Annotated in this window: 20 protein-coding genes; 9 read left to right on the top strand and 11 right to left on the bottom strand. The window is 66.4% G+C overall.

Annotated features, from left to right (window positions below; all coding sequences use genetic code 11):
- Window positions 1-16: 16 nt before the first annotated feature.
- Both GGR17_RS15750 and GGR17_RS15745 read right to left on the bottom strand, forming a co-directional pair.
- On the bottom strand, window positions 17-1,021 hold the full coding sequence (locus tag GGR17_RS15750; RefSeq protein ID WP_054539542.1) for a hypothetical protein: 1,005 nt from the start codon (window positions 1,019-1,021) through the stop codon (window positions 17-19).
- A gap of 110 nt (window positions 1,022-1,131) precedes the next feature.
- Window positions 1,132-2,676, bottom strand: coding sequence for a bifunctional aminoglycoside phosphotransferase/ATP-binding protein (locus GGR17_RS15745; RefSeq protein WP_054539541.1), 1,545 nt, complete (start codon window positions 2,674-2,676; stop codon window positions 1,132-1,134).
- A 211-nt stretch (window positions 2,677-2,887) separates the two neighbouring features.
- Between GGR17_RS15745 and GGR17_RS15740 the strand changes: the two genes are divergently transcribed.
- Together GGR17_RS15740 and GGR17_RS15735 are read left to right on the top strand one after the other, a co-directional pair.
- Entirely contained in the window at window positions 2,888-5,815 is a 2,928-nt protein-coding gene (locus tag GGR17_RS15740; RefSeq protein WP_054539540.1) for a cation-translocating P-type ATPase, read from the top strand.
- On the top strand, window positions 5,800-6,939 hold the full coding sequence (locus tag GGR17_RS15735; RefSeq protein WP_054539539.1) for a methionine adenosyltransferase domain-containing protein: 1,140 nt from the start codon (window positions 5,800-5,802) through the stop codon (window positions 6,937-6,939). Before GGR17_RS15740 ends, GGR17_RS15735 begins: the two co-directional genes overlap by 16 nt.
- 20 nt (window positions 6,940-6,959) lie before the next feature.
- Here the strand turns inward: GGR17_RS15735 and GGR17_RS15730 are convergent, their stop codons facing one another.
- Entirely contained in the window at window positions 6,960-7,433 is a 474-nt protein-coding gene (locus GGR17_RS15730; protein ID WP_054539538.1) for a hypothetical protein, read from the bottom strand.
- Entirely contained in the window at window positions 7,423-7,704 is a 282-nt protein-coding gene (locus GGR17_RS15725) for a DUF5132 domain-containing protein (RefSeq protein WP_054539537.1), read from the bottom strand. Before GGR17_RS15725 ends, GGR17_RS15730 begins: the two co-directional genes overlap by 11 nt.
- Before the next feature lie 216 nt (window positions 7,705-7,920).
- Between GGR17_RS15725 and GGR17_RS15720 the strand changes: the two genes are divergently transcribed.
- A complete protein-coding gene (locus GGR17_RS15720; protein ID WP_054540439.1) occupies window positions 7,921-8,694 on the top strand; it encodes a TIGR01458 family HAD-type hydrolase in 774 nt (257 codons plus the stop codon).
- Here GGR17_RS15720 and GGR17_RS15715 read toward each other — a convergent pair.
- A complete protein-coding gene (locus GGR17_RS15715) occupies window positions 8,683-9,048 on the bottom strand; it encodes a hypothetical protein (protein ID WP_054539536.1) in 366 nt (121 codons plus the stop codon). The two genes, GGR17_RS15720 and GGR17_RS15715, sit on opposite strands and share 12 nt — an antisense overlap.
- Before the next feature lie 8 nt (window positions 9,049-9,056).
- Complete coding sequence (locus tag GGR17_RS15710) at window positions 9,057-9,386, bottom strand: DUF883 family protein (protein WP_054539535.1); 330 nt, start codon at window positions 9,384-9,386, stop codon at window positions 9,057-9,059.
- A 161-nt stretch (window positions 9,387-9,547) separates the two neighbouring features.
- On the opposite strand from GGR17_RS15710, the gene GGR17_RS15705 reads away from it, so the two are divergent.
- Both GGR17_RS15705 and GGR17_RS15700 read left to right on the top strand, forming a co-directional pair.
- Window positions 9,548-9,721, top strand: coding sequence for a DUF1328 domain-containing protein (locus GGR17_RS15705; protein ID WP_037210650.1), 174 nt, complete (start codon window positions 9,548-9,550; stop codon window positions 9,719-9,721).
- A 137-nt stretch (window positions 9,722-9,858) separates the two neighbouring features.
- Complete coding sequence (locus GGR17_RS15700; protein ID WP_054539533.1) at window positions 9,859-10,356, top strand: Dps family protein; 498 nt, start codon at window positions 9,859-9,861, stop codon at window positions 10,354-10,356.
- A 76-nt stretch (window positions 10,357-10,432) separates the two neighbouring features.
- Here GGR17_RS15700 and GGR17_RS15695 read toward each other — a convergent pair whose 3' ends face one another.
- Window positions 10,433-11,245 carry a response regulator gene (locus GGR17_RS15695; RefSeq protein ID WP_054540438.1) on the bottom strand — a complete coding sequence of 271 codons (813 nt, stop codon included), beginning with the start codon at window positions 11,243-11,245 and terminating at the stop codon, window positions 10,433-10,435.
- Window positions 11,246-11,355: 110 nt separating this feature from the next.
- Between GGR17_RS15695 and GGR17_RS15690 the strand changes: the two genes are divergently transcribed.
- Genes GGR17_RS15690 through GGR17_RS15680 form a run of 3 tightly spaced genes read left to right on the top strand, consistent with a single transcriptional unit; the run spans window position 11,356 to window position 13,824 of the window.
- Window positions 11,356-11,511 (top strand): NepR family anti-sigma factor, encoded by a 156-nt coding sequence (locus GGR17_RS15690; RefSeq protein ID WP_054540437.1) that lies wholly within the window; start codon window positions 11,356-11,358, stop codon window positions 11,509-11,511.
- A complete protein-coding gene (locus tag GGR17_RS15685) occupies window positions 11,498-12,076 on the top strand; it encodes an RNA polymerase sigma factor (RefSeq protein ID WP_054539532.1) in 579 nt (192 codons plus the stop codon). Before GGR17_RS15690 ends, GGR17_RS15685 begins: the two co-directional genes overlap by 14 nt.
- Window positions 12,077-12,081: 5 nt before the next feature.
- Window positions 12,082-13,824, top strand: a complete 1,743-nt coding sequence (locus GGR17_RS15680; protein ID WP_054539531.1) for a sensor histidine kinase — start codon at window positions 12,082-12,084, stop codon at window positions 13,822-13,824.
- 18 nt (window positions 13,825-13,842) lie between these two features.
- Here GGR17_RS15680 and GGR17_RS15675 read toward each other — a convergent pair whose 3' ends face one another.
- Window positions 13,843-14,895 (bottom strand): AI-2E family transporter, encoded by a 1,053-nt coding sequence (locus GGR17_RS15675; protein WP_082386640.1) that lies wholly within the window; start codon window positions 14,893-14,895, stop codon window positions 13,843-13,845.
- A gap of 135 nt (window positions 14,896-15,030) precedes the next feature.
- Window positions 15,031-15,897 carry a PRC-barrel domain-containing protein gene (locus GGR17_RS15670; protein WP_054539529.1) on the bottom strand — a complete coding sequence of 289 codons (867 nt, stop codon included), beginning with the start codon at window positions 15,895-15,897 and terminating at the stop codon, window positions 15,031-15,033.
- 336 nt (window positions 15,898-16,233) lie between these two features.
- On the opposite strand from GGR17_RS15670, the gene GGR17_RS15665 reads away from it, so the two are divergent.
- A complete protein-coding gene (locus GGR17_RS15665) occupies window positions 16,234-16,677 on the top strand; it encodes an ion channel (RefSeq protein WP_054539528.1) in 444 nt (147 codons plus the stop codon).
- Between the two features lie 15 nt (window positions 16,678-16,692).
- On the opposite strand, the gene GGR17_RS15660 is transcribed toward GGR17_RS15665, so the two are convergent.
- Together GGR17_RS15660 and GGR17_RS15655 are read right to left on the bottom strand one after the other, a co-directional pair.
- Window positions 16,693-17,337, bottom strand: coding sequence for an ATP-binding cassette domain-containing protein (locus GGR17_RS15660; protein WP_054539527.1), 645 nt, complete (start codon window positions 17,335-17,337; stop codon window positions 16,693-16,695).
- A complete protein-coding gene (locus GGR17_RS15655) occupies window positions 17,334-19,013 on the bottom strand; it encodes an ABC transporter permease (RefSeq protein ID WP_054539526.1) in 1,680 nt (559 codons plus the stop codon). Before GGR17_RS15655 ends, GGR17_RS15660 begins: the two co-directional genes overlap by 4 nt.
- Window position 19,014 lies beyond the last annotated feature (1 nt).

The following is a 19,014-nucleotide window of genomic DNA, read 5'->3' as shown; positions in this document are numbered from 1 at the left end:
TTGCCCTCAAGGCAAATCAGCGCATCCACAGGTTGGCCTTCTTGATCTGGTTGCGCAACATCTGTTCGCGTGGCGGCAGATCCGCGCGGTCGAACATGGCGCGCACCTTGCGCCCCTTGCCCTGATAGATCATCCGCTTGAAGGGCTCGTATTCCTTGATCACCTTCTTGATCTTGTTGGGCGCGGTGACGGCCTCCAGCACGTCAACCACATGATCATCCTCGCGCGCATAAAGCAGCGACAGGACGCGCCAGTGGCAGCTTACCTTGCCGTCCAGCCCGGCCAGTTCCGGCCCCGGACGCCCGCCGTCAAGGGAATGAATGGCCAGCGGCAGCGCCACCTGATCCAGCCAGGGGTCGAGCGACTGGCACACCAGCGGGCCTGGCGGATCGTCGCGAATCCCGGTGGCGTAGGAAAGGAACCGTTCGCCGAACGCGCGGGGACAGCGGTAGAAGAACCAGCCCGCGTTGAAATAGAGATAGCGCTGCCAGTACTCATCAGGCTGCGACAGGTCCAGCGTCGCCTGATACGCCAGCCCGAACCTGTCATAGAGCGATTTCCAGATCTCGCCGTAGCCGGGGCCGTAAAGCTCGATCTCGGGCCAGCTTCCCTCGCGCCGCATCGACGCGGCGGGGCGATCGAAATCGAACGGCACCTCGGAGAGCTTGCCGGTGATCAGCGTGTCGGTGTCAAAAAACACGAAGGGCTCGCCTTCGGGCAGGGCGGACAGCCCCTCGATCTTGTTGCCATGGGGATAGGCGCTGCCGAAGGCCCGGCTTTCGAAGGGTACGATCTCGGCGCCGAACTGTTTCAGCAACGCGCGCACCTCGGGGTTGCCGATGCGCGGATCGCGGGCCCATTTTTCGCCGGGTTGCGGTTCGGCCACGATCAACCGCCCGTCAAAGCCCGGGTCGGACTGGCGCAGCGAGGCGGCAAACAGCACCGCTTCATATTGCAGGCGCCCGTTCTGGCCCACGATCAGAATGTTGAATTTCTGGCGGTCTTTGCCTTTTGCGGCCATGCCCGAACCTGCCTGTCGCCTTTTCAAGGCAGTATAGGCGGGATCGGGGGGCGGAAAAACCCTGCTCCGACGCGCCGTTGCAGAAAGTTCCGCGCGGGACGCGCGCGGTGTTATCCGGGGGCGGGCGCGGCGGTTTCACGCCGCAGCGCAAGGATCGCCGCAACCGTAGCCGCGACCGGCCGGCTGGCGTCGATCCGGGCCCAGGTCACGGCCCCGATGTCGCGCTTGAGCTGCGCCTCCAGCACCTCGGGCGTGGCGTCGGACACGCCGGCGAGGCGGGCGGCGACACGGCTGCGCAGGGTCGCGGCATCCGAATGCAGCCAGATGCCGGTCAGCGGCACACCTGCGGCGCAGGCCGCGGCGTCGAGCGCGCCACGCCTGTCGGGCCGGTCAAACACCGCATCCACGATCACCGCGCCGCCCGCGCCTGTCAGGGCCAGGGCGCGGGCCGTAATCCGGTGATAGACCCTGTCCGACACCGCCGGTTCATAGGCCTCGCATGGTAGCCGCTCTTCCGGCCGGGCGCCGAACAGGGCCTTGCGGGTGCGGTCGCTTTCCACGATGCGCGCGCCGGGCGGGCGGCCCAGCCGCGGGGCGAGCGCCTCGGCCACGGTGGATTTGCCGCTGCCGCTGAGCCCGCCGATGGCGACCAGCCCCGGCGCGCAGGGGGCGAGCAGTGACAGGGCAAGATCGAAATACCGCCGCGCCGAGGCCGCCGCCTCTTCGGCGCCTTCGGCCAGATCCTCCGACAGGGTCGCGGTAACATGCGCCCGCACCGCCGCGCGCACCGCCATGAAGAACGGCAACAGCTCGAACCCGTCATCCTGACCGATCTCGTCGAAATAGCGATTGGCGACGAGGCTGGCGAGTTCCGGGTGCCCCCGGTGCCACAGGTCCATCAGCAGGAACGCAAGGTCGTAAAGAACGTCGATGGTGGCGATCTGATCGTTGAAGTCGATACAGTCGAACAGGCGCGGCTGGCCCTGGAACATGCAGATGTTGCGCAGGTGCAGATCGCCGTGGCAGCGACGGATCATCCCCGCACGCTCGCGCCGGTCGAGCGTTTCGGCGTGGCGGGCCAGCGCATCCCGGAAGGTGGCATCGAAGCGTTTCACGGCGTCTTCGGAAAACACATGGCTGGTGGCGAAACCGGCGGCGTTGATGTTCAGCACACCTTCCATATTGGCGGCTCCGCCGCCAGTGTGGACGGGCGGCAACCCCCGGTGGAACGCCGCGATCGTGTGCGACAGGCCGGTCATCAGGGCGGGCGTCAGCGTGCCGGCCATGGCCATCTGATCGAACAGATCCGATTGTTCGAACCGGACCATCGCCACCACCGCATCGGCCAGCGGGCCGTCGCCATCAAAACTCAGGCACCCGTCATCGCCGCGCGTGATGCGCCGGGTGCCAAGGTAGAGGCCCGGCGCGGTCGGCGCGTTCAGCGCGACCTCTGACTCGCAGGTGGCGGCGCGGATCGTGGGGGTGGAGAAATCGGCATAGGGCAGACGGACCGCGCGTTTGAGTTTGTAGGCCCGGTCGTCCGCAAGAAAGACCATGGAGATATGGGTTTCGATCACCTCGACCGGCCCGGCGCAGCCATGTGTGGCCGGGTCTTTCAGAAATTCGATGGTCGCGGTCTGGTCTTCGACAATCATCGGCGGGCCTCGGTATCGCTTCGCGTCGCGGGTGGTGTCTGCCGAGTGTGGGCGGAAACGCGGCGGCAACCAACCCCCGACAGCGCCCGTGCTGCAAATCATCTCAGCCACGCGGCGAAAATTTCCCGCGCCCGCGCATTTGAGGATGATCAAAGACCGGCGGCGATGATCATGCTATTGAAAAGAGGAACATAGCCATGATCCTGACTCGGTGAACGTGACCACAACCATGATTTCCCTGGCCCACCGATCCGCGTCGGGGCGGCTGCGCCTGAGATGCCCGGCCCTGCGGCTTGATCCCGACCGCGCCCGGCGGGTGCAGGCATCGCTCCGGGCAAAGCACTGGGTGGCCTCTGCCGAGGTGCGCCACAATTCTGGCAGCATCATTCTGCAGGTGCGCCCGGATCTGCCCATCGACGAGGTGTTCGCCGCCGTGCGCGACGCGCTGTCCCGCAAGGCCGAGGATGCGCCGCTCGCCGCCGCCCCGCGCCCCGCGGCAGAGCTGGCGGATACCGCGCATTGGCACAGCCTGACGCCGGGCGACATCGCGCGGCAGCTTGAAACGGATGCGGCGCGGGGCCTGAGCGCCACCGCCGCCGCGCAGCGGTTGAAGCGCGACGGGCCGAACCTGCTGCCCGAGGGCGAGACCAGGTCGCAGGTTTCGCTGTTCGCCGAACAGTTCGAAAGCCTGCCGGTGGCGATGCTGGCCGGGTCGGCTGTGGTTTCGCTGGCGACCGGGGGCATCGCCGATGCGCTGGCCACGCTGTCGGTCGTGCTGGTGAACGCGGTGTTCGGCTATGTGACCGAGGGGCAGGCCGAGGCGGCGATCCACAGCCTGATGGACAATTCGGGCGAAAGCGTCGTGGTGCTGCGCGACGGGGCCGAGGTGACGGTGCGCGCGGCAGAGGTGGTGCGGGGCGATATCTATGTCGCGCGCGCGGGCACGCAGATCGCGGCGGATGCTCGGATCATCGCCGCGGACCGGCTGAAGGTCGATGAATCGGCCCTGACGGGCGAGACGCTGCCGGTGGGCAAACATGCCGATACGACGGTCGAGCGCAATGCGCCCGTCGGCGCGCGCCCGACCATGATTCATGCCGGCACGCTGGTGGCCGAGGGGCACGGGCGGGCGATCGTGGTGGCCACCGGGCGCGAAACCTCGGCGGCGCGGATTGCCTTGCTCAGCCAGACGGCGTCGCGCCCGCAGGCCCCGGTGGAGGCGGAGCTGGACCGGCTGGGCACCATGCTGGTCAAGGTGTCGCTGGCGGCCTGCGGCGTGTTTTTCGGCATCGGCTGGATGCGCGGCACGGCACTGTCGGTGATCCTGAAAGACGCGTTGGCGCTGGCGGTGGCGGCGGTGCCCGAAGGACTGCCCGTCGTGGCAACGACGACGATGTCGCGCGGCCTGCGGCGGATGGAGCGTAACGGCATTCTGGTGCGCCGGATCGACGCGGTGGAAAGCCTGGGCGCGCTGCAGACGATCTGTCTGGACAAGACCGGCACGCTGACGCGCAACCGGTTGCAGGTGGTGGATGTGGTGCCCGGGCTCGGGGCGGCAGAGCCAGCGCCGGCACAGGCGATGGCGCAATTGCTGGAGGTTGCCGCGCTGAACAGCGACTGCGAGCCCGGCGAGGAGGGGGCGACGGGCTCTTCGGCGACCGAGCGGGCGGTGATGAATTTCGTGCTGGCCAATGACATGGACGCCGCCTCGTTGCGCGCCGCCCGCCCGCGCGAGGCGGTGATCGAACGCACGCCGAGCCGCCCCTGGATGGCGACGGTGCATGCCGGAGACGGACCCCGGACCATGGTCAAGGGCGCCCCCGAAGCGGTGCTGGAGCGGTGCAGCCATATCTGGGCCGAGGGTGGCAAGCGGGAATTGACCGAGGAAGATCGCGCCCGGCTTCTGGTCGAGAATGACACGCTGGCCGCGCGCCCCGCCCGGGTGCTGGGGTTCGCCGCCGGCGACGGGCCACCCGACGGCGACGAGGTTGCCGGGCTGACGTGGCTGGGGCTGATGGCGATGGTCGATCCGCTGCGCCCCGGCGCGAAGGAGTTCATCGCCGCGATGCACCGGGCGGGGATCGGCACGGTGATGATCACCGGCGATCAGGCCGCCACCGCGGGTGCCATCGCCAAAGAGCTGAACCTGGCGAACGGCGGGCCGCTGCGGATCATCGACGCGCCCGAGATACTGGAGCTCGACCCGGCGCTGCTGGGCGGGGTGGCGCGGCAGACCCATGTGTTTTCGCGGGTCAGCGCGCATCAGAAACTGGCCATCGTTCAGGCCCTGCAGGCCGAGGGCGCCGTGGTGGCCATGACCGGCGACGGGGTGAACGACGGCCCGGCGCTCAAAGCCGCCGATGTGGGCATCGCCATGGGTGCCAGCGGCACCGACCTGGCGCGCGACGTGGCCAATGTGGTGATCCGCGACGACGAGCTGGCGACGCTGGTCGACGCGATCTCGCAGGGGCGGGGGGTTTACCGCAACATCCGCCGGGCGCTGGAGTTCCTGATCACCAGCAACATGTCGGAGATCGCCGTCGGTATCGTCGAGGCCGCGCATGGCCCCGGCGAACTGGAAACCCCGATGGAACTGCTGTGGATCAATCTGGTCAGCGATGTGCTGCCGGGGCTCGGGCTGGCCTATGCCGACCCGGATCCGGATGCGATGGAACGGCCGCCGCGCAATGTGGGCGAGCCGATCGTGCCGCCGCATGATTTCCGCCGCATGACGCTTGACAGCGGTACTATCGCCGGGGCGGCGCTGGTGTCGCATTTCGCGGGGCTGGCGCGCTTTGGGCCGGGGCCGCAGACCCGCAGCATGACCTACCTGTCACTGTCGCTGGGCCAGTTGCTCTATACGCTGACCTGCCAGCGCAGCGATATCCGCAAGCTGCAGCCGGGCCGGCTCTTGGAAAACCGGGTGCTTGACGGGGCGCTGCTGGCATCGGCGGGCATGGCGGTGCTGCCGTTCTTCGTGCCGGCGCTGCGCCGGCTACTGGGGATTGCGCCGCTGGGCCCGGGCAGCGCCGGGATCGCGCTGGCCGCCGCCGCCGCGCCGGCGGGCATCGTGCTGGCGCGGCGCGGGGTACGGCTGGAACTTGATACCGTGGAGGGTGAACCATGCGAAATTTCGTGATCACGTCGGAATCCGTGACCGTCGGCCACCCGGACAAGCTGTGCGACCAGATCAGCGACGCGGTGGTCGATGCCTATCTCGCCGCCGGGGTGCGGGCGGGGGTGATCGCCGAATGCGCCATCGCCTCGGGCGTGATCTTCCTGTCGGTCCGGGCCGGGGCCGATGCGCCGGTGGATCTGGCCGCGCTGACCCGCCGGATCATTCTGGATGCCGGCTATGCCGACAAGGACCATGGCCGCACGCCCACTGTGATGCTGGATCTGGCGCATGGTCGCGAGCTGACGGAGGCGGCGCTGGCCGGGGCGCGGGCGCGGCATATGGTCAGCGCCTTCGGCTATGCCTGCGGGCACACCGAAACCGACATGCCCTATCCGATCTTCGCCGCCCATCGCCTGACCGCGACGCTCGACAGGGCGCGGAAGGAGGGGCGGCTGCCCTGGCTTTCGCCCGACGCGCAGGCGCAGGTGGCGGTGGAATTCGCCGACCGGGTGCCTGTCGCCCTCACGGCCATCGCGCTGACCTTCGGCACGCGCGACAGGCTCGACGCCGAGACGATGCAGGCGGCGCTGATGGAGCAGGCAGTGGGCCCGGCGCTGTCGGGGCACGGGCCGCAGCCGGATGACCGGACCCGGTTCGTCGTGTTCCCGGCCGACGGGATCGCGGGGCCGAGCACCCATTCGGGCCTGACCGGGCGCAAATCGGCCGATGACGCCTATGGCAGCTTCGTGCGGCGCAGCGGCCCGGCGCTCAGCGGCAAGGATCCTTCGCGCATCGACCGGATCGCCAGCTACGCCGCGCGGCAGGCGGCGCGGGCGGTGGTTCGGGCCGGGCTGGCCGGGGAATGCGAGCTGCAGCTTTCCTATATCGTCGGCGATGAGGCGCCGGCCAGCGTCGAGGTTGAAAGCTATGGCAGCGGCAACCGGAGCGACGCGCAGATCGCGCAGCGCGTCAAGGAGGTGTTCGATTTCCGTGTCGGCGCGATCGCAGAGCGGATGGGGCTGTGGGAGCTTCCGGGCGCACGCGGCGGGCGGTTCTACCGAGATCTGGCGGCCTATGGGCACATGGGGCGGGACGATCTGTCGCCGCCTTGGGAAGACATGGAGATCGCCGGGAAACTGGCCTGAGCCCGCCTCCCGGCGCCGCGCTATTTCTTGTCGAGCAGGGAAATCGCGCTGAGCGCGAGCGTGGTTGCGGGCCCGGCGATCTGGCCGCGCGCCAGTTGCACGATGGCCCCGCCCAACAGGGCAAGCCCCACCGTCGTACGCAAATCCAGCGCGTCGCCCGTGCGTTTCTTGACGCCCATATCCATGCGCATCACGCCAAGCTGCATCACCTGATGCACCGGCGGTGTCTTGGGCGGCCGGGTGATTTTGGCGATGCCCTCTTCGGCCACATGCGCCAGCACGGTTTCGACCGGGCCGAAGGTTTCGAGGATGACGCTGCCGGTGCTGGGCCGCACCAGCGCCCGGCGCACATTGGGAACCGAGGCGAAACGGTTCGCCAGTGACAGCAGCGCTTCGCGGTCCAGCTTTGGATCGGCCCGCAGGCGCGCGCGTTTTTCCAGAATGTGAACGCGCTGCAGCCGGACCGGTTTGGCGCTGTCGGTGTCAGCCGGCATTTGTCTCGGGCTCTGCCGTAGGCTCTGCGGTGAATTCGCCGGCCTCGGCCCGCTCGGCGGCCATTTCCTCGCGGATTTCGGCGGCGATGTCTTCCATATGCTCATAGGCTTCGGCGCCGGCCTTGCGGAATTCGTCATAGGCGACGGCGCCGGTACGCAGCGCGGCCCGCACCAGCGGCCGCCCCGCCCGGCCAACGGCGGCGGCGACACCGGGAACCAGAAGGACCGCGCCGACGGCGACTGTTGCACCCAAAAAAAAGCTCTTGTTCATTCTGACGCCTCGGTGGACTTCGATTTCATGCGTGACCTGTGCGCAGGGTATTGGCCGCACCCCGCCCGCACAATGCCTTTCTTGGCCTTTCTGGCCGTGGACGGGTTTCAGGGCAATGCGCCTTGTTGTCCTGTGTCGCGGGGGCAAGAGGGCCGCAGGCGTGGACCGGCGGCGGGAATGCGTTATTCTGTGTCCAGGCAACATCGGTGCGGCGGCATGGGCGGATTCAGGGGTGTTCTGATCGATCTGGGCGGGGTGGTCTATCAGGGCGGCGCGGCCCTGCCGGGCGCGGTTGCGGCGGTGGGCCGGTTGCGGGCGGCGGATCTCCCGTTCCGTTTCCTGACAAATACCACCAGCCAGCCTGTTTCGGGCATTCTCGAAAAATTGGCGCAGATCGGCCTGCGCGCGGAACGGGGCGATATCTTTACCCCGGTCACCGCCGCGCGGGCCTATATCGAAGCGCAGGGGCTGCGGCCGCGTTTCCTGATCGCGCCCGCGCTGGAGGATGATTTCCGGGGCGTGGCCTGTGGCGACCGGCCCGCCGTGGTGATCGGCGATGCGCGTGACGGGTTCACCTATGCGCGTCTCAACGAAGCGTTTCGGCACCTGCGGGCGGGGGCGGATCTCATCGCATTGGCGCGCAACCGCTATTTCTCGGATGCCCAGGGCGCGCCCTGCCTGGATGTCGGGGCCTTTGTCGCCGCGCTGGAATACGCCAGCCAGCGCGAGGCGGTCGTGCTGGGCAAGCCGGATCCGGCATTCTTTCACCTTGCCGTCGAGGATATGGGGCTGTCGCCGCAAGAGGTGGTGATGATCGGCGATGATGCGGAATTCGACGTGGCGGCGGCGATCCGGGCCGGGCTGTCGGGCTATCTGGTACAGACGGGGAAATGGCGGGCCGAAGATACCCTGACGGTGACCCCCGCGCCCAGCGGGGAGTTTCCCGATCTGGGCGCGGCGGTCGCCCAGATACTGGGCTCAGCGGGCTGACGCCCCGGTGCGGCGGCGTTTTCCGGCGGCGGCGCCGGCGCTCAGACCTTCGGCAAAGGCGGCCGCCAGCGCCGCGGCCGGGGAATTTCCGCCAAAGGCGGAAGGTGCTTCATCGATGCGGCGTGTGGGCACGGGACGCCGGGCCGCGGCAAAGCCGAGCAGTATGGCGCCGAAGCCAAGATAGCCGAGCCCGATCACCAGAGCCGCGAATTGCGCATCGCGCAGCGCGGACAGAGCCATCCATGCCGCGCTCGTCAGAAAGGCCAGCCCGGTGAGGGCACAGACAATCCCCGCGGTGCCGATGGCCGTTCGGCGGGCAGTTTCGCCCGCCGCCCGTTTGAGATTGCCAATCATCGCGCGGCCTACTTGCGGGCCGAAACGAGACCGACGAGAAAGCCGAAGGCGGCGGCGATGCCGATCGACGCGGCGGGGTGGTTGCGCACACTGTCTTCGGCGCCCGCATAGGCGGATTCGACCTGCTTGCGCAGGGCGTCGGCGTTTTCGGCGCCTTTCGCCTTCAGCGTTTCGATGCGGTCTGCCGCGGTGGATTTGAGGATGGCCTGCTGTTTCTGGCCATAATCCGAAAGCGTCGCGCCGAGATCGGCGATGTCGGCTTTCAGAAGTGCGATCTGCTTTTCGATATCGGCGACAGAGGTGTCTGGGTTGCTTCCGTTGGGTTCGACGCGTGCCATGAAAGTGCTCCTTTCGGGTTGCTTTGGCGGACAAACGCGGGGCCGGGCGGGCGGGTTCCGCGCGGCCCGGCATTTCTTTTCTCGGAACAAAGCGAAAAGGCAGACGTTTTTCCTGCATACGCGTCATCGAACGCATTCATATCCAGATGATGGAGGATCACATGCTCGGTTGGGCTCTTACATTTCTTGTCGTGGCGGTCATCGCCGGTCTTTTCGGTTTTGGCGGTGTTGCCAGTGCCTCTGCGGGGATCGCACAGATCCTGTTCTTCGTGTTCATCGTGCTGTTCATCGTGGCGATGATCGCACGGGCGGCACGGGGCAAACCGCCGGTTTGACGCCTTTGCACCTGACAAAAGGGGGCGGTCCTTCGCGGCCGCCCTTTTTCTGTTCCGGCGCGGCGACGTGGGGAACCAAAACCGCCCCGCCGCCGTTGGGTCGTCGATGATGATGAACATCAACAAAGGAGAATATCATGGCCGAGGCGCTGAAGACGATCGCAGAACCCACCACCGTTGAAACCGGCGTGGAAGACCCCAAAGCCGTGGCCGACAGCCTGGCCGGTGTGCTGTCAGACACGTATAACCTGTTGCTGAAGACCCATGCCTATCACTGGAACGTCGAGGGGCCGCTGTTCTACGGCATCCATCACCTGACCGAAGAGCAGTATACCGATCTGTTCGAGGCGACGGATGTGCTGGCCGAACGGATGCGCGCGCTGGGTCAGCTGGCGCCAATGTCGATCAAGGCGATCGTCGAGGGTTCGGTGATCAGTGATGCGCCTAAAAACCCGACCGCGCTTGACATGGTCGAGGATCTGGCCGGAGATCACGAACAGGTCGCCACACGCCTGCACGAGTTGATTGAAGTGGCCGAGAAGCACAGCGATGACGTGACCGCCGATCTGGCGACGGCGCGCTCGGCCTTTCACGAAAAAGCGGCCTGGATGCTGCGCGCGATTGCAAAATCGTAACGCGGGCATGCGCTCGCACGTGAAAGACCCCGCTGTGATGCAGCGGGGTCTTTTTCGTCGTGTCAGGCGATATGGGTCAGACGGTCAGCGTTTCGGTGCTGGAAAAGAACATCGCCTGGCTGACGGCCGACCGCACCTGTTCCTCGGAATAAGGCTTGGTGATGACGAAGGCCGGCTCCGGGCGCTCACCGGTCAGAAGCCGTTCGGGGAAGGCGGTGATGAAGATCACCGGAATATCGGCCGCAGCCTGCAGGATCTCGTTCACCGCGTCGATGCCCGAAGAACCATCGGCAAGCTGGATGTCCGACAGGATCAGGTCGGGCCGTTCCCGTTTGGCCAGTTCCACCGCCAGCCGCTGGGTCTGAGCCACGCCGGTGAGTTGATGGCCCATGTCGGCGACGATGCTCTGCAGATCCAGCGCAATGATCGCCTCATCCTCGATGACGAGCACCCGGCCGCTGATGCTGTCTTCCATCTCGCGGTGCGCGACGTCCAGAAGATGCGCGACCTCGGCAGAGTCGGTTCCCATGATGGTTGCGATATCCTCTCGGCTGAATTCCTCGATCGTGTTCAGCAGCAACGCCTCGCGGGTATTCGCGGTCAGGCGCCGCAGATGGGCCTGGGCCTGACGTGCCAGCCCGGATTCGCTTTCCCCGACGGGGGCGCCGGCGCTGGTCCAGATCAGGTGGAAGGCATGAAACAAGGCGGTTTTCGGGTCCGGTATCTGCTCGAACACCGACCGGTCGCTCAGCAGTGCCTCGAGGGTGGTGGCGGCGTATCTGTCGCCGGTCTTCTGGTTGCCGGTCAGCGCCCGCGCATACCGCCGCAAAGAGGGCAGGATTTCGGCCACGATCAGCGATAGGTGATTTCCAGACTGTCCTGTAGACATTCGATCGTCCCTTTTTTTGATCAGATCGGGAACCAAACGCATTTGGCCTACGTTGGGTTCCCGATTAATATACGGTTCTCAGGCAAACCGTGGAAATTGTGGATGGCAGCATGGCGCATGAAAACAACAAGTCCAGACTTGAAGAGCAGATCGACGAAAATTTACGTCGGGTCTATCAGCAGAAACTCGAAGAAGACGTCCCGGATCGCTTCAAAGAATTGCTTGAGCAGCTCAAGGAGCAGGACTCGCATCATGGAAAAAGCTGAACCCCAGCGTGATGCCAACCCCCGCGAGGAAATCGTGGAGCATTTGCCGGCCCTGCGCGCCTTTGCGCTGAGCCTTACCAGAAACGGCTCTGCGGCCGATGATCTGGTGCAGGATGCCATCGTCAAGGCCTGGAGGAACATCGACTCCTATCAGGTGGGCACCAACATGCGGGCCTGGCTGTTCACGATTTTGCGCAACACTTTCTATTCGGACCGGCGCAAGGCCAAGCGCGAGGTGCAGGACAGCGACGGCGCTTTCGCCGCCACCCTGTCGGAAAAGCCGTCGCATGACGGGCGGCTGGCGATGGCGGATTTCGAGCGGGCGTTTGTTCAGTTGAACGACGAACAGCGCGAGGCGCTGATCCTGGTCGGCGCGTCGGGGTTTTCCTATGAGGAAGCGGCCGAAACCTGCGGTGTGGCGGTCGGAACCATCAAGAGCCGCGTGAACCGCGGACGTCAGAGGCTGAGCGAGATTCTGGAACTTGACGGCGACGGCACGATGGAGTTGACCGATCAGGAAACACTGGCGGTGGTGAACGCGGGCATGACGGTGCAGCGCTTTTGACATCCATGCAAAAGATACGGCAATTCACCGATGGGCTGGCCTTTCGGGTCGCCGCACTTCTGGCATTCGCACTGTTCCCGATCGGGCTGATTGCGATCTCGTTGACCGGCAAATTCGCGGAGGAAGCCGACCGTCGTGCCGAGACCGCGCTGATGGCCGTTACCGCAGAGGCGGCGGCCAGCGAAGAAGGAATGATCCGCGGCGGATTCGGGGCAACGGCGGCCTTTGTCGCCGCCTTGCCCTCCGTCCGACTGTCCAGCGCGGATTGCCACGCGGTCTTTGCCGATTTCGTGCGGGAAAATCCGCAGTTTTCCTTTGCCGGTTTCGTCAATCGCGCCGGCATTCTGGAATGTGGATCGGCGGATCAGGGCCGCGACATGGGCAACAGCATGATCCTGAAGGCGCAGCGCGCCAACCCCGAGGCGCGCGCCGATCTGCTCAGGGAGGCGCCGATCAGCAAGACGGCTGTCATCGTCATGTCTGAACCGGTGCTCTCGGGCGGACGGTTCGAAGGGTACGTTGCCGTATCGCTGCCGCACAAGCGGATCTTCCAGACGCTGGAGCTGTTGCCGACGGAACGCCCGATCGATCTGATCACCTTTAACCGTGACGGCCAGGTTCTCAGCTCGGAATCGGGGCTCGAGAATGTCGCCGACAGCCTTCCCGGCGAGCGGAGCCTGTTCAGCTTTGTCGGGCACGCACGCACCGCCTTTACCGGCCAGACCGCAGGGGGCGAGGAGAGGGTGTTTGCCATTGTGCCGATTCTGGCCAATACGGTCTACGCCATCGGAAGCTGGCCGCGCGAGCGGTTGGCCGTGGCGCCCGGATTCGCCCTTTCATCGCCGCTGATCTTTCCCGTTGTCATGTGGCTCGCCAGCCTGGGTGTGGCCTATTTCGCGGTGCACCGGCTGGTGATCAAGCATATCCACAAGCTGCGCAGTGAGATGCAGGTGTTCACCAAAACGCGGTTTCTGCCGGACGACGGCGATGACGGGTTCAAGCCGCTGGAAATTCGCGAGATTGACAGGACATGGCATGACCTGGCGGAAACAGTCGTGCGCGACGAGGCAGAGCTGGAAGGCACCATCCGCGACAAGACGGTGCTGTTGAAAGAGGTTCATCACCGGGTCAAGAACAACCTGCAGTTGATTTCCTCGATTGTGAACATGAAAATCAGAAAGGCGACGGTGCCCGAGGCGCGGGCCGCCCTGAAGGAAGTACAGATGCGCGTCATGAGCATCGCGACCGCGCACCGGAGCCTGTATGAAACCTCCTCGGAGAGCCGCGTTCGTGCCGACGAGCTGTTGAAGGGGATCATCACGAGTCTCGTTGAAGGGGGGGCGCCCAAAGGGGTGCAACTGCGTTTCGAGCAATCGTATGATCCGGTCACGCTCTACCCCGATCAGGCGGTTCCGCTGTCGCTTCTGGGATCGGAGGCGGTGACGAACGCGCTCAAATACCTTGGTCGTCCCGCCGTTGGCTGCCCCTGGATCGAGGTGCGCCTGAGCGCGCATGACGGCAGCCGCGCGGTTCTGGAGGTCAGCAATTCCAAGGGCGTGCCGATCACCCCGCCCGAACAGGTGCGCGGCTCGGGGCTGGGCACAAGCCTTATTTCGGCCTTCGCGCATCAGCTGCGGGGCACTGTGGACACGCGTGACGACGACGAAACCTATCGCATCTACGCCGAATTCCCGATCGTGGATTTCGAGAGGGAAGCACGGGAAAACGCCTTGGCCGGGCTGGTTTGAGCGTGCCGTCCACGGGGCCTACGCGGCCTCGCGGAGCTCTTCTGCAGGCTGCACCAGCCCCTGTGTCACGGCGATCCCCCAGACCAGCACAGGAATGGCGACAAAACCGCCGATCGGCCCCCAAAGCCAGAGCCACAGGCACAGCGACAAAAACACAAGCAGCGGGTTGACCTGCATCTGACGCCCCACAAGCGTGGGTGTCACGAACTGACCTTCGATGAAATTCAGCGTCACGAAGGCCGCGGCGGGCAGGGCCGAGGCGAGGCCGTCGAAGACGATGACCCCGGCGGCCAACAGCGAAACCGCAACGAGCGCGGGGCCGAGGTAGACGATGAAATTCATCAGCATGGCAACCGCCCCCCACAGGATCGCACTGGGCATGCCCAACGCGGCCAGCGCCGCCGCGACCGACACGCCAAAGGCGGTGTTGATCATCGCGACGGTCAGGAAGTAGCGCGACACCTGTCGATCGGCGCGGCGGAAACACTCGGCGGTAACGGCGCGCCCGGTTCCGTTTTCCGAGGCCAGCCGGGCCAGCCAGTGGTAGATGTCGGCCCGGCACAGAAGGATGAAAAACAGGCCGCCGCCGAAAATCAGCATCTGCCCCGCGATGGCGGGGGCCAGAAACAGTGCATCGGTCAGTGAGGGAATGCTCACGCCGTTTTGCGGCGATGGCTCCGCGGCCTCGGCAGCGCCGGCGGGGGCGAGCGCCTTCTGAACCTCTTCGGTTACATCATCAAGGCCGCGCAGCATATGCCGCAGATCGGCCAGCGTTTCGCGCAGTTCATAGCGGATGCGGGGGCCCTGTTCATAGATATCGGTGACGAAGGGTTCGGCCGCGAGGATCAGCGCGATCAGAAGCGCGAGGCCGAAGATGAAGCTCAGAACCGCGCTGGCGGTATTGGGTACGCCGGCTTTTGCCAGAAAGTCGGCCAGAGGCGACAGGACGACAGCGATCACGAAGGCAAGCGCCAGCGGCGCGAACACGGCATCGGCGAGTTTCAGGGCCGCCGTCGCCGCTACAATGGCGATGATAATGAGCGCCCAGCGGCTTTGCATCTCTCTTGTCATGTGTCCCCGTTCCTCTTCGGCAGGTAACGCACGGCCGGTGGGATTGTTCCCTGCCGCCGCCACCCACGCTGCGTGGCGGAACGAAAAGAGGGCCGCGAAATGCGGCCCTCCGATCCTGTCAGCGGTGTTGTGCGTTCAGTAGTTGTAGCTCGGACGCTCTTTGAGCTGTTCTTCGCTGGCGGAAACATAGACACGCAGGTCATCGCCATCATCCTCGCGGATGATCTGCATCTCGTCGAACGCGATCGCGACGCTGTGCTCGCCCATGCCCAGGAAGCCCCCGACATCAACGATCGCCTGTTCGATCTTGCCATCGTCGGTGATCACCAGGTCTGAGACCTCGCCGATGGAATCGTCGTTCACGTCATAGACGGTCGCGCCCGTCAGATCATCGGCGGTCAGCTCGTTGGCCTCGACGCGCTTGTAGCCTTCACGCTCGACCAGCGGGGTATCCCACAGCGGGCCGTTATCTTCTGCCATGGCCTTGTCGCCGGTCACCGGCGTGGCGGCGTCCTGATCCGTCATCGCGGTGGTTTCGCGGGTCTCATAGGGTTCGAATTCCGGCGCGCTTTCGATCATCTCGGTATTGCCCTGGAAGGCGACGAAATAGTCATCCGCGTCTTCGCCGTCCGGGATGAACCGCAGTTTGCTCATGTCAACGGCAACCGTCTTTTCGCCGACACCCAGAAAACCGCCGATGTCCAGCAGAACGGCTTTGACCGTGCCGTCTTCGGAAATCACCAGGTCGTTGATTTCACCGATATCATCCCATTCGTCCCGCATGTCGGACGTGAGGGTGGTGGACTCGTCGGTTTCGGTTTCGGCCACGTAAAGGCGCTTGCCGATCAGGTCGGAGCCGTAGTGGTCGGTCGCGGCCGCGGTCTCGACGAACAGGCCGGCACCGGTCTGCGTCTGGGCGGTGACCGTGCCGGTCTGTGCCTGCGCGGCGACGGGGCCGGCAACGAGCAATGCGATCGCGGTGGATGCAAAGAATTTATTCATGGTTTTGCTCCTTCATCAGGTTTGCGTCCGGCGCGGAGGTCGTGCATGCGCCGGTTGAGAAAAGAACGCGGAAACCGGGGCACGGTTCCGTCAATTTCGCAGAAACCGGACGCTTGGGCGCCGCAGCGGGGCGCAGTGGCGGCTGCGAGAGCGCTGCTTTCAAGGCGAATGGGCCGCCAGGCCGGGGCCGCGCGGCGCATCGCGCTGCGGCCCAAAATGTCGCATCCCGGGGGTGCGCCGGTTTTACAAGGTTCTCCTTGGGCACATTCTGAAGTAGGTTTCCGAACTTGTCCGCAGCCTGCCGCCCGGCGGCCGCGTCAGACCGGGAGGAAGGAATTGCTGCATCAGCTTGCGATCGGAACCGTGCTGATCCTCGTGACCATCGTGATCGCCGGCGCCGGCTTCTGGCTGGCGGAGGCGCTGGTGAGCCTGGCCAGCCCATGGCTGGTGCGGCGGCCGCATGCGCCCAAGCTGGCGGTGGTTTTGATGGTGACGGTGCTGATGGTCCTGGCGGTGCTGACGCTGTCGGTATGGGTCTGGGCGCTGGCCTTCCTGTTCCTGGGGATTTTCACGGCGCTCGAGGCCGCCACCTATTTCTCCATCGTCGCCTTCACCACGCTGGGATTCGGCGACATCCTGCTGCCGCATCAGTGGCGCATCCTCGGCGGGCTGGCGGCGGCGAACGGGCTGCTGAACATGGGGCTTTTCACCGCGATGCTGGTGGAAACGCTGCGCCGGGTCAGGTCCGAGCAGGTCAAGGGCGAGGCGGACGAGCGATAGCGGCCCCGCGCCCGCTCAGCGCGGCTCCAGCACGATCAGGCGGCCCCCTGCCGCCTGCGCATCCGCCGCGTCATGGGTAACCATCAGCACCGGCAGGGCGCGGGCCCGGGCGCGGTCGAAGACCAGTTGCCGCACCTGTGCGCGCAGGGCGGCGTCGAGCCCGGCGAAGGCTTCATCGAGAAGCAGGGCCTTGGGTTCCGACAGCAGCATCCGCATCAGCGCCACGCGCGCCTTCTGCCCGCCCGAAAGCGTGGCGGGGTCGCGCGCGGCGAAGCCCGCAAGCCCGACATCGTCCAGCGCCTCTTTGATCTTCGTGCGGCGGGCGGCGCGGCCGCGGATGCGGGGCGGCAGGCCGAAGGCGAGGTTGCCGCCGACCGAAAGGTGCGGAAACAACAGCTCCTCCTGAAACAGGATGCCGACATGGCGGTGCTCGGGGGCTTTGCGGGAGATATCCTCGCCATTCAGGATGATCCGGCCCTCGGCACGAAACCCGGTGGGCAGGGTGCCGGTGATCGCCGCGAGCAGGGTGGATTTGCCCACGCCCGAGGCGCCCATCACCGTCAGCACCGCCCCCGGCGCCACGTGGGTATCCAGCGCCACAAGCTGCCGGCCGCGCCGCAGGATGCGAAGGTTTTCAAGGCGAAGCCCGGTTTGCGTCATGCCGCCGCCCTTAGCGCATGGCGGTTCGCCCAGGCAAGCCGGGGCAGCAGCAGCGCGGCGGCGAAACCCAGGATCACCACCCCGGTCTGCGCCAGCGCGTAGATGCCGATCACCCGCCGGTCGCCGCCCGAGGCGAGCGCCACGGCCTCGGTCGTCAGGGTCTGCACCCTGCCGCCGCCGATCAGCAGGGTGGGCAGGTATTGCCCCACCGACACGCCAAAGCCGACGGCGGCCGCGGTCAGCACCGGGGCCAAAAGCATCGGCAGGCGGATCGCCCAGAAGGTGCGGCGGGGCGCGGCGCCGAGAGCGGCGGCGATGGTGGCATGGCGCGTATCCCACTTGCGGAACGGATCGCCGAGCGACAGGAAGACATAGGGCAGCACGAACACCACATGGCCCAGGATCACCACGCCGCGCCCCATATCCGCCCCCGCGATCAGCGCGAGGGTCTGCAGGCCGGGCAGAAAGGCGATCTGCGGGATCAGCAGCGGCAGGTACAAAAGCCACAGGCTGCGCGCGCCGGGGCTGAGGCCGAAGCGATGCTCGGCCTGCAGGCAGGCCAGTGTCAGGGCAAGCGCGATCAGCGTGGCCGCCAGCGCGATGATCACGGTCTCAAGCACAGGGTCGCGCAGGCCGGGGGCGTGGCGCATCCAGGCGCGCAGGGTCAGGCTGTCGGGCCAGGCGTCGGGGAAGGTCCAGAAGCCGGCCACGGACCAGAGCGCTAGGCCCGCCAGCCCCAGCAGCACCGCGCCTGCGGTCAGCGTGGCGGCGGCCATGCCGGCCAGGCCCAGCGCGTGGTCGAACCGGCCGCGCCCGCCGCGCGCGATCCAGCTTTTGCCCAACCGCCCCGCAACGCCTTCGCCCAGGCGCCAGAGCGTCAGCACGACGACCACGAGGGCCAGTTGCAGTACCGCCCCGGCGGCGGCCTGAAACCGCATCGTCAGATCGGGGTCGCCCATCCAGCGCACCACCTGCACGGCCAGCGGCGGCGGCGTGTTGGGGCCAAGGATGATGGCGACATCGACCACCGACATGGAATAGGCCAGCACGGCGTAGACCGGTAGCCGGATCTGGGCATAGATGCGGGGAAACACCGCCTTCAGCCAGCCGGTGACGCGGCAATAGCCGAGCGATTGCGCGATGGTCAGGCTGCGGCGCGGCATCGCCTGCGGCAGGGCGGCCAGCGTCATCAACAGCAAAAACGGCACCTCCTTGGCGACAAGCCCCAGCACCATGGCGATGCCCCACGGATCCTGCACGATCAGCAGGTCGGGCGGGTGGTGCCAGTCAGTGGCCCAGGGCGACAGGGCGCGGGAGATCCAGCCCGACGGGGCGATCAGAAAGGCGATGCCGAAGGCCGCCGCCGCATGCGGTACCGACAGCAGCGGCGACAGCGCACGCTCCATCCAGCGAAAGGCGCGGGTGCCCGACCAGCCTGCCATGATCAGCGCGGTGATGGCCAGCGAAAGCGCGGTGGCGGCAAGCCCGGTGGTCACGCTGAGCCGCGCCGCCGGCACAAGGCCGGGCCAGTCGAGCAACGCCATGGCCGGCGCCAGGCTGAGGCTTCTTCCCCCCAGCGCCGGGAACAGGCCCAAGGCCGGGGCCAGCGTACCCGCCAGCCCGGCCAGAACCGGGCCGAGCAGCAGTACGAGTGTCAGCGCCGGGGCCAGGCGCATG

It is taken from the genome of Actibacterium naphthalenivorans (assembly GCF_014196965.1).
Taxonomy (GTDB): domain Bacteria; phylum Pseudomonadota; class Alphaproteobacteria; order Rhodobacterales; family Rhodobacteraceae; genus Actibacterium_A; species Actibacterium_A naphthalenivorans.
Note: the sequence above shows the minus strand (reverse complement) of the source record. Positions and strands in the feature narration are given on the sequence as shown.